At 61.3% G+C, this 13,408-nt stretch carries 16 protein-coding genes; 14 read left to right on the top strand and 2 right to left on the bottom strand.

Annotated features, from left to right (window positions below; all coding sequences use genetic code 11):
- Position 1: 1 nt before the first annotated feature.
- Complete coding sequence (locus NKI85_RS20745) at positions 2-154, bottom strand: hypothetical protein (RefSeq protein ID WP_352523479.1); 153 nt, start codon at positions 152-154, stop codon at positions 2-4.
- Positions 155-350: 196 nt separating this feature from the next.
- Here NKI85_RS20745 and coaD point away from each other — a divergent pair, with 196 nt between their 5' ends.
- The 8 genes from coaD to NKI85_RS20705 all read left to right on the top strand — a co-directional run bounded on the left by coaD (position 351) and on the right by NKI85_RS20705 (position 6,565).
- Positions 351-851 (top strand): pantetheine-phosphate adenylyltransferase, encoded by a 501-nt coding sequence (gene coaD / locus NKI85_RS20740; RefSeq protein WP_352448768.1) that lies wholly within the window; start codon positions 351-353, stop codon positions 849-851.
- Positions 852-959: 108 nt separating this feature from the next.
- Entirely contained in the window at positions 960-1,517 is a 558-nt protein-coding gene (locus NKI85_RS20735) for a peptidylprolyl isomerase (protein WP_502896089.1), read from the top strand.
- A gap of 27 nt (positions 1,518-1,544) precedes the next feature.
- Complete coding sequence (locus NKI85_RS20730) at positions 1,545-2,057, top strand: peptidylprolyl isomerase (RefSeq protein WP_352523482.1); 513 nt, start codon at positions 1,545-1,547, stop codon at positions 2,055-2,057.
- A complete protein-coding gene (locus NKI85_RS20725; RefSeq protein WP_352523483.1) occupies positions 2,054-2,452 on the top strand; it encodes a hypothetical protein in 399 nt (132 codons plus the stop codon). The genes NKI85_RS20730 and NKI85_RS20725 overlap by 4 nt, the downstream gene beginning before the upstream one ends.
- Before the next feature lie 12 nt (positions 2,453-2,464).
- On the top strand, positions 2,465-3,550 hold the full coding sequence (gene queA / locus NKI85_RS20720; RefSeq protein ID WP_352523485.1) for a tRNA preQ1(34) S-adenosylmethionine ribosyltransferase-isomerase QueA: 1,086 nt from the start codon (positions 2,465-2,467) through the stop codon (positions 3,548-3,550).
- Positions 3,540-3,809, top strand: coding sequence for a hypothetical protein (locus NKI85_RS20715; RefSeq protein WP_352523486.1), 270 nt, complete (start codon positions 3,540-3,542; stop codon positions 3,807-3,809). The genes queA and NKI85_RS20715 overlap by 11 nt, the downstream gene beginning before the upstream one ends.
- 24 nt (positions 3,810-3,833) lie before the next feature.
- A complete protein-coding gene (gene tgt, locus NKI85_RS20710) occupies positions 3,834-4,964 on the top strand; it encodes a tRNA guanosine(34) transglycosylase Tgt (protein WP_352523488.1) in 1,131 nt (376 codons plus the stop codon).
- A gap of 221 nt (positions 4,965-5,185) precedes the next feature.
- Positions 5,186-6,565: a glycosyltransferase family protein gene (locus NKI85_RS20705; RefSeq protein WP_352777699.1), complete on the top strand. Its 1,380-nt coding sequence runs from the start codon at positions 5,186-5,188 to the stop codon at positions 6,563-6,565.
- 28 nt (positions 6,566-6,593) lie between these two features.
- Here the strand turns inward: NKI85_RS20705 and NKI85_RS20700 are convergent, their stop codons facing one another.
- On the bottom strand, positions 6,594-7,013 hold the full coding sequence (locus NKI85_RS20700) for a DUF4864 domain-containing protein (RefSeq protein WP_352523491.1): 420 nt from the start codon (positions 7,011-7,013) through the stop codon (positions 6,594-6,596).
- A 244-nt stretch (positions 7,014-7,257) separates the two neighbouring features.
- Here NKI85_RS20700 and NKI85_RS20695 point away from each other — a divergent pair, with 244 nt between their 5' ends.
- The 6 genes from NKI85_RS20695 (at position 7,258) to NKI85_RS20670 (ending at position 13,294) form a co-directional block, all read left to right on the top strand.
- Positions 7,258-7,494 (top strand): Lrp/AsnC ligand binding domain-containing protein, encoded by a 237-nt coding sequence (locus NKI85_RS20695; RefSeq protein WP_352523492.1) that lies wholly within the window; start codon positions 7,258-7,260, stop codon positions 7,492-7,494.
- A gap of 172 nt (positions 7,495-7,666) precedes the next feature.
- Positions 7,667-9,079 (top strand): circularly permuted type 2 ATP-grasp protein, encoded by a 1,413-nt coding sequence (locus NKI85_RS20690; RefSeq protein WP_352523494.1) that lies wholly within the window; start codon positions 7,667-7,669, stop codon positions 9,077-9,079.
- Positions 9,080-9,267: 188 nt separating this feature from the next.
- Complete coding sequence (locus NKI85_RS20685; RefSeq protein ID WP_352777696.1) at positions 9,268-10,209, top strand: alpha-E domain-containing protein; 942 nt, start codon at positions 9,268-9,270, stop codon at positions 10,207-10,209.
- Between the two features lie 55 nt (positions 10,210-10,264).
- Positions 10,265-11,059 carry a transglutaminase family protein gene (locus NKI85_RS20680; RefSeq protein WP_352523497.1) on the top strand — a complete coding sequence of 265 codons (795 nt, stop codon included), beginning with the start codon at positions 10,265-10,267 and terminating at the stop codon, positions 11,057-11,059.
- A 31-nt stretch (positions 11,060-11,090) separates the two neighbouring features.
- Complete coding sequence (locus NKI85_RS20675; protein ID WP_352523498.1) at positions 11,091-11,822, top strand: proteasome-type protease; 732 nt, start codon at positions 11,091-11,093, stop codon at positions 11,820-11,822.
- Between the two features lie 59 nt (positions 11,823-11,881).
- Positions 11,882-13,294, top strand: a complete 1,413-nt coding sequence (locus NKI85_RS20670; protein ID WP_352777694.1) for a pyridoxal phosphate-dependent decarboxylase family protein — start codon at positions 11,882-11,884, stop codon at positions 13,292-13,294.
- Positions 13,295-13,408: the final 114 nt, after the last annotated feature.

Below are 13,408 nucleotides of genomic sequence, written 5' to 3'. Positions count from 1 at the left end.
TCTAGAAGTGGCGATAAGGCTTGCGGCTGCCGAAGCCTTCGAACCGTTTGGTATTGGCCTTGGCGCGGACGCGCTGTGCCTCCTGATGCAACCCGAATACGGTAGCGATCAGCATGGCGACGGTCATTGCGGTGGCAAGCATGTAGATCAGCATGTGCGTGTTCTCCTGCGCCTACCAACGATTAGATGGGTGTTTGGTTTCATCTTCTGCAGCTGTAACTTGGTGAACACTGCGTGAAGCCGTTGTGACCGGCACATTCATCTGTCGTTCACGTCGGCCAAAAGGTTCATGGGGCGGGCCTGCTGATCGGATTTGCCTTTAGGGGAGAGGCTCGCTAGAAGCACCTGCCATGACCGAACGCATCGCCCTTTATGCCGGCTCTTTCGACCCGCTGACCAACGGCCATCTCGACGTGCTGAAAGCGTCGCTGGCCGTGGCGGACACCATCTATGCGGCGATCGGCATCCATCCCGGCAAGAAGCCATTGTTTTCCTTCGAGGAACGGGTTGGCCTGATCGAAACGGCAGCCAAGGCGGAATTCGGCAGCGACGGTGCGCGCATCAAAGTGGTCGCCTTCGACGGTCTGGTCATCGATGCGGCCAGGAAGCATGGCGCCTCGATCATGATCCGCGGCCTGCGCGACGGCACCGATCTCGACTACGAGATGCAGATGGCCGGCATGAATGAGACCATGGCGCCGGAGCTGCAGACGGTTTTCCTGCCAGCCAGTCCCTCGGTGCGCACCATTACCGCCACACTTGTGCGCCAGATAGCTTCGATGGGAGGCGACATCCGCCCCTTCGTGCCGGCGGCGGTGGCTGGCGCGCTCACCGCCAAATTCGCGAAATAAATGCACGTCGCCCAAAAGTGGAACCCGGTTTTGGGTAACGACATGCATGAACGAAGATATTCGGAGAAAGATCCCATGCAGCTGAAAAAGCTTGCCTCGTTGCTTGTCATGCTTGCCGGTCTTGTGACCGCATCCGTGTCGGCCTTTGCTGCCGATTCGGAAAACACCATGATCATAACGCTGAAGGACGGCGACGTGACCATCGCGCTGAGGCCCGATCTTGCGCCGAAACACGTCGCGCAGATCAAAAAGCTGGTGCGCCAGGGCGCCTACGACAACGTCGCCTTCCACCGTGTCATCGACGGCTTCATGGCGCAGACCGGCGACGTCAAGTTCGGCAACATGAAGAGCGGCTTCAATGCCGACGCCGTCGGCACCGGCGGTTCCGATCTTCCCGACCTGCCGGCCGAATTCTCCAGCACCGAGCACTACCAGCGCGGCGTGGTCGGCATGGCCCGTTCCGACGATCCGAATTCCGCCAATTCGCAATTCTTCATCATGTTTGCGCCGGCACCGCCGCTCGATGGCCAGTACACCATCGTCGGCAACGTCGTCAGCGGCATGGAACTGGTGGACCACATCAAGAAAGGCGACGAGGCGCAGAACGGGACGGTGACCGAACCCGATCGCATGATCAAGGTGCGCATCGCCGCGGACGGCAAGTAAACCCAAGTTTCAAAAGGATATTCTGACATGGCCGAGATTAAGGACCGCGAGAACGCGCTCATCATGGACACGACCAAGGGCAAGGTCGTCATCGAACTGTTCCCAGACCTGGCGCCCGGCCATGTCGGCCGTATCAAGGAACTGGCGCGCGAAGGTGCCTATGACGGTGTAGTCTTCCACCGCGTCATCGACGGGTTCATGGCGCAGACCGGCGACGTGAAATTCGGCAATTCCAACAAGCCGTCTTTCGCGCCGTCCCGCGCCGGCACGGGCGGCTCCGACAGGCCCGACTTGAAGGCCGAGTTCTCCAATGCCAACCATGGCCGCGGCACCTGCTCGATGGCGCGCTCGCAGAACCCGAACTCGGCTAATTCGCAGTTCTTCATCTGCTTCGACGATGCCGCCTTCCTTAACCGCCAGTACACTGTATGGGGCCAGGTCATCGAAGGCATGGACAATGTCGACAAGATCAAGCGCGGCGAACCGGTGCAGGATCCCGACAAGATCGTATCGCTCAAGGTCGCGGCCGACGTGAAATGACCAGCCGGGCTGTCGCGGCCATCGCACTTGTGCTCGTCGCGGCGGCCACTCCGGCGCTGGCGACGGAATCGATCGTTTGCAGCGCCGACGGCGGCGCGGCATCGATCGACGTGCTGATGGGACACACAGCCGTCATTGCGGTGGCGCGCGTGTGGCTGGATGCCGGCGGCAAGACATGGACCACGGACGGCCAGCCTGGTTCGACGAAAGTCATCGTCGGACAGGCATTCGAAGACGACGAGCGTATGCTGATCGATCTCACTGATGAGGGCCTCAGCTCGATCGTCGCCAAATTGCGGCTGGTCAAGGCCAGCGAGCAGTCCGGTTCCGCAATGGGCGGTACGCTGAGCATAGACGGTGTCGGCGCCTGGGTGGTGACCTGCCCGGAACCTTGAGGCGGGGATTTCTTGCGCGTCGACCTTTTCGACTTCGATCTGCCGGAGGAGCGCATCGCGCTTCGCCCGGCCGAGCCGCGCGACAGGGCCCGGATGCTGGTGGTCAGGCCGGGTGAGGGGCTCGCGGACCGGACGGTGCGCGACCTGCCGTCCCTGCTCGAGACCGGAGATTTGCTGGTCTTCAACGACACCAAGGTCATTCCGGCGCAGCTGAAAGGCATCAGGCGGCGCGGGGAGGCAGCGGCGCAGGTCGAAGCCACGCTGCATATGCGGACGGCGCCCGACCGCTGGCTCGCCTTCATGCGGCCGGGCAAGCGCGTCGCCGCCGGCGATCGCATCCATTTCGGTCATGATGCCAATTCCTGCTTTCTCGGCCAGCTCGATGCGACCGTGATCGAGAAGGGGGAAGGTGGCGAGGTGCTGCTCGGCTTCGACCTGTCAGGTCCGTTCCTCGATGAGGCGCTGCACGCCGTCGGCCACATTCCGCTGCCGCCCTACATCGCCTCCAAGCGTGACGACGACGAGCGGGACCGCAGCGACTATCAGACCATCTATGCCAGGGAGGAGGGCGCCGTGGCCGCGCCGACGGCGGGTCTGCATTTCACGCCGGAGCTGTTTGCCGCGCTCGACGCCAAGGGTATCGAGCGCCGTTTCGTCACGCTGCATGTCGGCGCCGGCACGTTTTTGCCGGTGAAGGCGAACGACACCGCCGATCACAAGATGCACGCCGAAACCGGTTCGGTCAGCCAGGAAACCGCCGAGGCGCTGAATGCGGCGAAAGCAAGAGGAGGGCGCATTGTCGCCGTCGGCACGACATCGCTGCGCTTGCTAGAGAGCGCGGCTGGCGAGGACGGCAGGCTGGCCGCATGGTCGGGCCCGACCGACATCTTCATCACCCCCGGCTATCGCTTCAAGACCGCCGACATGCTGATGACCAATTTCCATCTACCGCGTTCGACGCTGTTCATGCTGGTTTCGGCCTTCTGCGGTTTACAGACGATGCGCGCGGCCTATGCGCATGCCATCGAGAACCGCTACAGGTTCTATTCCTATGGAGACGCAAGTCTTCTGTTCAGGGAGGATAACGATGGACGATGACCTGGAAACCTTCGACCGCGAAGCCTTGTTCGCCGAGGTCAGGAAACTGCGCGCCGGCATCCGCCAACACCGCGACGCCACCGGCCATGATCTGTGCTGGCATCATCCCGACCTCTGGTCGCTTTTGCCTGAAAAGACCGAGCCGGCGATTGCCGTGCCGCCCTGGCCGAAATTCATGCGCGGCTGCATCCGCTACCGGCAGTCGCTCGATAAGCAGGCTCCGGACGCGCCGGTGTTCGACAAAGAGTTCGATGGCTAGGGAGTTCGATGGCTAGGGAGTTCAATGACTAACGCATTCACCTTCAAGGTGCTGGCGACCGACGGCAGGGCGCGGCGTGGTGTAATCACCATGCCGCGCGGGGAAATCCGCACGCCCGCCTTCATGCCGGTCGGCACCGGCGGCACGGTGAAGGCCATGTATATGCATCAGGTGCGCGGCGTCGGCTCGGACATCATTCTCGGCAACACCTATCACCTGATGCTGAGACCCGGCGCCGAGCGCGTGGCACGGCTCGGCGGCCTGCATGAATTCGCCCGCTGGCCGTATCCGATCCTGACCGACAGCGGCGGCTTCCAGGTGATGTCGCTGTCGAAGCTGAGGAAACTGACCGAGAACGGCGTGACCTTCCGCTCGCATATCGACGGCGCCGCCTACGAAATGTCGCCGGAGCGTTCGATCGAAATCCAGGGGCTGCTCGATTCCGACATCCAGATGCAGCTCGACGAATGCACTGCGCTGCCGGCCAAGGAGAAGGAGATCGAGCGCGCCATGGAGTTGTCGCTGCGCTGGGCCGAGCGTTGCAAAACGGCATTCGGCGAGCAGCCCGGCAAGGCGATGTTCGGCATCGTGCAAGGCGGCGACGTGCCGGACCTGCGGCTGCGCTCGGCGCAGGCGCTGAAGGCAATGGAGCTGAAGGGCTACGCGATCGGCGGGCTGGCCGTCGGCGAGCCGCAAGCGGTGATGCTGGAGATGCTCGACATCACTTGCCTGGAGCTGCCAGTTGACCGGCCGCGCTACCTGATGGGTGTCGGTACGCCGGACGACATCTTGAAGTCGGTGGCGCGCGGCATCGACATGTTCGATTGCGTGATGCCGACGCGGGCAGGGCGCCATGGCCTTGCCTACACACGGCGCGGCAAGGTCAATCTGCGCAACGCCCGCCATGCCGACGATCCGCGCCCGCTCGATGAGGAAAGCGACTGCCCGGCCGCACGCGACTATTCGCGCGCCTATTTGCACCATCTGGTGCGCTCGCAGGAGGCGCTTGGGGCGATGCTTCTGACCTGGAACAATCTGTCCTACTACCAGCAATTGATGCGCGACATTCGTGAAGCGGTCGAGGCTGGGAGGTTTGCCGAACAAGCTGAGATCATCACCCAACAATGGGCAAACGGTGACCTGCCCGTCCGCTAGGAACGGTCTTGATGGTCAGGCTCGAGGTGGGGAGCAGCACCTGCCATGAACTGTTTTGAAACGTCTGCCCAATAAGCATTGCCGGACTGCATTGGGCGAGGATCAAGAACCTGTTCGTTTCGGGACAAGTTTCAGTTCCCAGCACGACGGTGCGGACGAACGGCATCGCCGAGCCTTCGCCTTCGTCCTCCGTGGCGGTCCAGCGATGGACGGCTGGATCGTTGCTTGCCATTCTGGCGATCGCCATGATCGGGCTGGTCTTGCGCTTGCTGGGCGCGCGTGGCGACCTTTGGCTGGACGAGATCTGGAGCTTTGCGCTGATCGAGCCGCTGACCTCGATCGACCAGATATTCTGGCGCGTCAATCACGACAACAATCATTTCCTCAACTCGGTCTATCTCTATCTCATCGGCCCCGACGCCTCGCCGGGGATCCAGCGGGGCCTGTCGACAGCACTCGGTGTCGCCACGATCGTCGCGGCGGCGGCGACCGCCGCGCCGCGCGGACGACGGGCGATGATCGCCACAAGCCTGTTGTTTGCCGTGAGCTATCCAATGGTCCACTACGGCTCGGAGGCGCGTGGCTATGCCGGACTGGTACTGTTCACGCTGCTTTCGGTGGTTTTTCTGGAGCGCCGGCTCGACAACAAACGGTGGTCTGGCATGGCCTTGGCAGCGGCGATCCTTTTCGGGTTCCTATGCCACCTCACCATGATCGGAATGGTGGCAGTCCTCGCAATCTGGACCGCGTGGCTCGCTTGGCAGCGTACGGCGAAGATTGACCGTGTCGTTGCGGATCTGGCGTCAATCTTCCTGCCGGGCTTGCTTGCCGTGCTGCCGCTGGCTGCCTGCGTGTTTATCGGTGGCAGGCTGTTCGGCTTCAGTGTCGGTGGTGCTTCGCCGTTCTCGATTGCCGCCTTCGCGCAGGGCTATGGCGGGATGATCTGCTCTCTGTCCGGGCTGCCACCCTGGTTCGGCGACTGGCCCTGCATCGTTGCCGCCTGCGGCCTTGTCTGCCTATCCGCTGGTGTCTGGCGCGATCGCCGGGCCAGCCTCTATGCCGTCGGGATTATCGGACTGCCTTTGCTCATGGCGACGGCACATCTGCCCAACCTCGAGTTTCCGCGCTATTTCATCATCAACGGAACATTGCTGCTGCTTTGGGCCGGCGAGATGATTGGCCGCGGCTTGGATGCTCGCGGGACCGCCAGGCTACTTGCGATGGGAGCGCTGGCGCTCATGGTGAGCGGCAATATTTCGTCGCTGCTCCAGTTCTATCAGTATGGACGCGGCTCCTACGCCGCTATGGTCGATGAGATGACCAGGAACAGCGCTGCCGCCTATGCCAGCAACAGTGATTTCCGCACCGCCATGGTCGTCGATTATTTTGCGGCACGGATGGATCGTCGGGCTTTGCTGGTTCCAGACGATAGGATGTGCGCCGAACGGCCGGCGTGGCTGATCCTCGAGGGGGACGTGGACAAACAAGCTGAACATGTCGAACCGACGGCCGCATGCGCTCTGGCGTATGAACGGGCCGATCGGTCGAGACATTGGGGGTTTTCAGGCCTAAGCTGGACGCTCTACCGGCGACAGGATTGAAACAGCTCTGCCTCTCGTCAAGCGCCCCTCAGGTGCTGAGCGACGTGGACGCGCGCAGGCTGCAGCCGGTGATCCGAAAGCTGCCGTCAGGCTGTAGTTCGAGCGTGTAGACCGCCTCGTAGTCCTTGCCGTCCGGGCCGACGATCAGCACCTGCTGGACGATCGAGGTCGGGCTCGTCTCCCGAACCTTGCCGAAGGAGTAGATCTGCGGCTGGCGCACCGGCGGATAGCCGTTGGTCACCATGTTCATGAAGCTATCGACGGTCGGAAAGGTGCGTTTCACATTCGGTGCGGCAAAGCTGTAGGCCGTCGCTCCGTCATTGGCGATGAAGGCCCTCAACTGACCATCGATGACCGTCTGCGCCGCCTTGACTTCGGCGTCGCCAGCAAAGGCCCGGGATGCGAAAATGAGTGGAACGACTGCGAATGCGAAAAACGTACGGCGCATGGCCTGTCTCCGTTATTCCCCGAGAAGTCGCTGTCCGAAGATACATGATACCATACGCTTTGCAGGGGTTCAGGGTTTCAGCCGAGCACAAATATTCGGCGCGGCAGCCTGTGTCCAAACCGAGCATGCATTGTCGAGGCGAGAACCGCCTGAGCGATGGCCGATGCTTGAAAGGCGGGCGGCAGTCTGCCACAAGGGCCGCTCGATTATACCTAGAGCGTGCGATCTTGGGCAGGACCAGGCAATGAAGGCATTTTTCGTGCAGATAAAGTGCGATCTGGGCAAAGCCTATGACGTTGCCAGCGCTTTGGCCGATGCCGAGATCGCTTCGGAAATCTATTCGACAGCCGGAAATTACGATCTGCTCGCCAAATTCTATGTCGACGACGAGGAAGACATCGGCCACTTCGTCAACGAGAGAGTGCAGATTCTCCCCGGCATCAAGGATACGTTCACGGTCGTCACTTTTCGCGCGTTTTGATCTGCATCCGGCATTTGCCCGGACACGAGGCAAAGCCTGACCACGGCCCTATCGGTGCTGCCTTAATTTTAGGCAACCGCGATATACTGATCGCCGGCGCCTGCCAAATCACCGATTGCGCTTGATTTTCTCCAGCGACGCCAGTGAAATGGCGTCACAGGGGAGTATGCGATTGGCAGCGTTCGATGAAATGCTTCCGGAAGTTTCCGGGCTGAGAAAACCATATTCGGCTTACGATCGCTGGCTGAAGGAACAGGACCCGGCCAGGCTTACCGAGAAGATGCAGGACGCCGAACGCGTCTTCCGCAAGACCGGCATCACCTTCGCCGTTTATGGCGAGCAGGAAGCGTCGGAGCGGCTGATCCCCTTCGACATCGTTCCACGCATCATCTCAGGCAATGAATGGCGGCGGCTGACGCAAGGCATCGAGCAGCGCGTCCAGGCGCTGAACGCCTTTCTCGACGACATCTACCATCGCCAGGAGATCTTGCGCGCCGGCCGCGTGCCGAAGGAGTTGATCGCCAAGAACGAGGCGTTCCTGCCCGAGATGATCGGGGTGCGGCCGCCGGCCGGCGTCTATACCCATATCATCGGCGTCGACATCGTGCGCATCAGCGAGAACGAGTTCTACGTGCTGGAGGACAATGCGCGCACGCCGTCCGGCGTCTCCTACATGCTGGAGAACCGCGAGACGATGATGCAGCTCTTTCCCGAGCTGTTCCAGCAGATCAAGGTTCGGCCGGTGGAGAATTATCCGCAGCTCTTGCGCCAGTCGCTGGCGGCGGTGCGGCCGCAAAGCACCAAGGGCGCGCCGACCATTGCCGTGCTGACGCCGGGCAGCTTCAACTCAGCCTATTTCGAACATGCCTTCCTTGCCGACCAGATGGGCGTGCAGCTTGTCGAGGGGCAGGATCTGCGTGTCGTCGACGGCCATGTCGCGATGCGAACGACCGAGGGCTACAAGCAGATCGACGTGCTCTACCGGCGTGTCGACGACTCGTTCCTCGATCCGCTGACCTTCCGTCCGGATTCCGCCCTTGGCGTGCCGGGCATCATGGACGTCTACCGCGCCGGCAATATCACCATCGCCAATGCGCCGGGGACCGGCATAGCTGACGACAAGGCGATTTATTCCTACATGCCCGAGATCGTCGAATTCTACACGGGCCGCAAGGCGATGCTTGGCAACATCCCGACCTGGCGCTGCTCGGAACTGGACAGCTTGAAATATGTGCTCGAGCACATCGACGAACTGGTGATCAAGGAAGTCCACGGATCCGGCGGTTACGGCATGCTGGTCGGGCCGGCGGCGACCAAGAAGGAATGCGAGGAGTTTTCCAAGAAGCTCGCGGCAAAACCATCGAACTACATCGCCCAACCGACGCTGGCGCTGTCGACCTGCCCCATCCTGACGGACAAGGGGCTGGCGCCGCGCCATGTCGATCTGCGCCCCTATGTGCTGGTTTCCGACCGTATCCAGATCGTGCCCGGCGGGCTGACCCGAGTAGCGCTCAAGGAAGGCTCGCTGGTCGTCAATTCCTCGCAAGGCGGCGGCACGAAGGACACGTGGGTGTTGGATGATTAGCGCGAATACCGAGTGGTAAATAGTGAATAGTGAATAGTGAATAGTGAATTAGTGAATAGATAAGGATGACATGTCGTTGATGTTGGTGAAATGCCCTGAAGTGAAGCACGCGGCGCCGTGCCCTACAAAAATCTGGCCATTCACCCTTCACTATTCACCATTCACTATTCACCACAGGACTGCCTAATATGCTTCTCGGCCGCACCGCCAACGGGCTCTACTGGATGAACCGCTATATCGAGCGGGCGGAAAACATGGCACGGTTGGTGGATGCCGGGCTGCGCATGGCGCTGACTCGTACTCAGAACGCTTCGGAGGAGTGGAATTCGGTGCTGCTCAGCGCCGGCTCGGACGCCAGCTTCACTCAGAAATATTCGGACTACACCGCCGCCAAGGTCGCCGACTACCTGCTGCGCGACACCTCGAACCCGTCGAGCACGATGTCGTCGATCGAAACGGCCCGTAACAATGCCCGCATGGTGCGCACCGCATTGACGCGCGAAACCTGGGAAAGCATCAACGAAGCCTGGATGTCGCTGAAGCGGATGCTGGCCAAGCCGATCGACGAGCGCGACCTGCCCAGCGTGCTCGACGCAATCAAACGCGAGACGGCGCTGATCCGCGGCTCGTTCTACGGCACCATGCTGCGCAACGAGATCTTCGATTTCTCGCAGCTCGGCACTTACGTCGAACGCGCCGACAACACCGCGCGCATCCTGGACGTGAAGTACTACGTGCTGTTACCATCGATCTCCTGGGTCGGCTCGACGCTCGACAACTACCAGTGGGAATCGATCCTGCGCTCGGTGTCGGCGCACCGTTCCTACCGCTGGGTCTATGACGCCGATTACAAGCCGAGCAACATCGCCGATTATCTGATCCTCAACGTTCGCATGCCGCGCTCGCTGACCTTTTGCTATCGCTTCCTGACGGAGCATCTCAAATTCCTGGGTGACGACTATGGTGAGCGCCACGCCTGTCATGCGACGGCCGCCAAGACCCATTCCATGCTGACGGCCGGCTCGATCAAGGACATTTTCGACGCTGGCCTGCACGAATTCCTGGCCAATTTCATCCGCGACAACACCAGGCTCGGCGACGAGATCGCGCAGGATTACAGCTTCTATTGAGCATGATCCCAAAAAGCGGAGACCAGTTTTCGGAAAAGCTCCAAGGACGAGAGCGATGCGGCTGAAGATCACTCACCGGACCGAATACCGCTACGATGCGCCGGTGCATTATCTGTTGCAGCGGTTGCGGCTGCTTCCGGTGAACGGGCGCACGCAGACGGTGCTGTCCTGGGCGCTGAGGATCGAAGGCGCGCGCGAGGAAGTGCGCTTCACCGATCATTTCGGCAATGATACCCGGCTGTTGAGCGTGGAGGGCGAGCGCGACTTCATTACCGTCGAAGCTGCCGGCGAAGTGGTGACGCGCGACACCGCCGGCGTCAGCGGACCGCACCAGGGTTTCGCGCCGCTCTGGCTGTTCGGCCAGGAAACGCCGCTGACGACGATCGGCAGCGGTATTCGCGAGCTCGCTGCCTCCGTAGGCAAGGGCACCGACATCGAAAGGCTGCATCGGTTGATGGCGGTGATCGGCGAGCGCGTCGCTTATACGCCGGGCACCACCAACGCGACGACGCCGGCCGAAGAGGCCCTGGCGCTCAAGACCGGCGTTTGCCAGGACCACAGCCACATCTTCGTTGCCGCCGCGCGCGCCATGGATTTTCCGGCCCGCTATATCAGCGGCTATCTGATGATGGATGCAGCGATCGAGCAGGCAGCAAGCCACGCCTGGGCCGAGGCGCATGTCTCGGGCCTCGGCTGGGTCGCCTTCGATGTCGCCAACGGCATTTCTCCCGACGAGCGCTATGTAAAGGTGGCGACCGGCCGCGATTATCGCGACGCCACGCCGGTGTCGGGAATTCGGCTGGGACAGGCGGAAGAACAGCTTGCGGTCACCGTCACCGTGGAGCAGTAATCCCCGGCAAGATTGTTGCCAAAGAGATTCGATGACCTATTGCGTCGGCCTGAAGATCGATCGCGGGCTCGTGTTCATGTCGGACACGCGCACCAATGCCGGCATGGATTCGATCTCGACCTTCAGGAAGATGCATGTCTGGGAGGAGCCGGGCGAGCGCGTCATCGTTTTGATGTCGGCCGGCAATCTGGCGACGACCCAGGCCGTGGTCAGCCTCCTCGATGAACGCACCAAGGCAGTGGCGGAGCGCCACGCCACGCTGCTCGAAACCCCCTCCATGTACCAGACAGTCCGGTTGGTCGGAGACACCGTCAAGGAGGTCATCGCCAGTTCGTCGCCGGCAGGCGAAAAGGCGGATTCCTATTTCAATGCATCCTTCATCCTTGGTGGCCAGATCAAGGGCAGCGCGCCGCGTCTGTTCATGATCTATCCGGAAGGCAATTTCATCGAATCGACCGACGATACGCCGTTCTTCCAGATCGGTGAGACCAAATACGGCAAGCCTATCATCATCCGGGCTTACGAAAAGACGATGAGTTTCGCCGAGACAGTGAAGCTGCTGCTGGTGTCGTTCGACTCGACGCTGAAGTCGAACCTGTCGGTCGGCCTGCCGCTCGACCTGCTGTTCTATGAAAAGGACACCTTCAAGGTCGGCCTCAAAAAGCGAATAACCCAGGACGATCAATATTATCGCACGATCTCGGACAGCTGGTCGAACGCGCTGAAGACCGCCTTTGCCAGCCTGCCTGATTTTCCCGAATGAAAAACCTTCGTTTTTCGTGCTCTTTGATCGCGGCTCGATGAGGCGCTACGGAGGCGAAGATGAATAGCAACGAATTCCGCGAATGGTCGCTGCGAGCGGCTGAATGGGGCGCCGACTACAGAAACAGCCTTCGCGAAAGACCAGTGCGGCCGCTTATCGAGCCGGGCGAAATCTTCAGAAGCATCGATGTCGCGCCGCCGGAAGACGGCGAAACGATGCAGGCAATCTTCGCCGATTTCGAGCAAAAGATCCTGCCGGGCATGACGCACTGGCAGCATCCGCGTTTCTTCGCCTATTTTCCGGCCAATGCGGCACCGGTCTCCGTCGTGGCCGAGTATCTGGTTTCCGCGATGGCTGCGCAATGCATGCTCTGGCAGACCTCGCCGGCAGCAACCGAGCTCGAGACGCGCGTCATCGACTGGGCGCGGCAGGCGCTTGGTCTGCCGGAGGGATTTTCCGGCGTCATGCAGGATTCGGCCTCATCGGCAACGCTTGCCGCCGTGCTGACCATGCGCGAGCGCGCGCTCGACTGGCAAGGCAACAAGAGCGGCCTGCAAGGCCAGCCGGTAGTGCGGGTCTATTCTTCCGACCAAGTCCATACTTCCATCGATCGGGCGATCTGGGTGTCAGGCATCGGCGAGGCGAACCTCGTGCGCATTCCGGTCGCCGGACGCCTTCGCGCCATGCAGCCGGCGGCTCTGGAAGCGGGGATCGTCGCCGACCGGGAAGCGGGCATGCTGCCGGCCGGCATTATCGCTTGTGTCGGCGGCACCAGCACCGGCGGCACCGACGACGTCGCGGCTGTTGCCGCGGTGGCGAAGCGGCACGGGCTCTATCTGCATGTCGATGCCGCGTGGGCCGGCTCCGCGATGATCTGCCCCGAGTTCCGGCATTTCTGGGCCGGCGCCGAACATGCGGATTCGATCGTCTTCAATCCGCATAAATGGCTGGGCGCACAGTTCGACTGCTCGATGCAATTCATCCGCCAGCCGGAAGACCTCGTGCGCACGCTGGCGATCAAGCCCGAATTCCTGAAAACACATGGCCGCGACGGGGTCATCAACTACTCCGAATGGTCGGTGCCGCTCGGCCGGAGGTTTCGTGCGCTGAAACTTTGGTTCCTGCTGCGTGCGCATGGCTTGGAAAATCTGCGGACCATGATCCGCAACCATGTCGCCTGGAGCGAAGGTCTCGCCACGCGGCTGGCCCGGGAACCGGATTTCGAGATTGTCACGGAACCGATGCTGGCGCTGTTTTCGTTCCGGCACGTGGTGGCCGAAGGCGGGGATGCGGACGAACACAATCTGCGGCTGGTCAACGCGATCAACGATGACGGTCGCATCTACCTGACGCAGACTCGGGTGGACGGGCAGGTGGCGATTCGCTTTCAGGTCGGGCAGTTCGAAACGACTGCGGCGGATGTCGACACTGCGTTCGAGGTCATCACTGAGATTGCGCGTGGCCTGGGTTGACCGGCCTCATCGAGATTGCGCCGGAGCTCTTCTTTGTAGTCACCTGATTTTCATTAGCCAGCTCATGCCTGTTCATAGCTTTCGTTTTCAGTTATAGACAAGAAAAACGAAAAC

Origin of the sequence: Mesorhizobium sp. M0571 (assembly GCF_040320985.1) — a bacterium.
Classification (GTDB): Bacteria; Pseudomonadota; Alphaproteobacteria; order Rhizobiales; family Rhizobiaceae; genus Mesorhizobium.
Note: the sequence above shows the minus strand (reverse complement) of the source record. Positions and strands in the feature narration are given on the sequence as shown.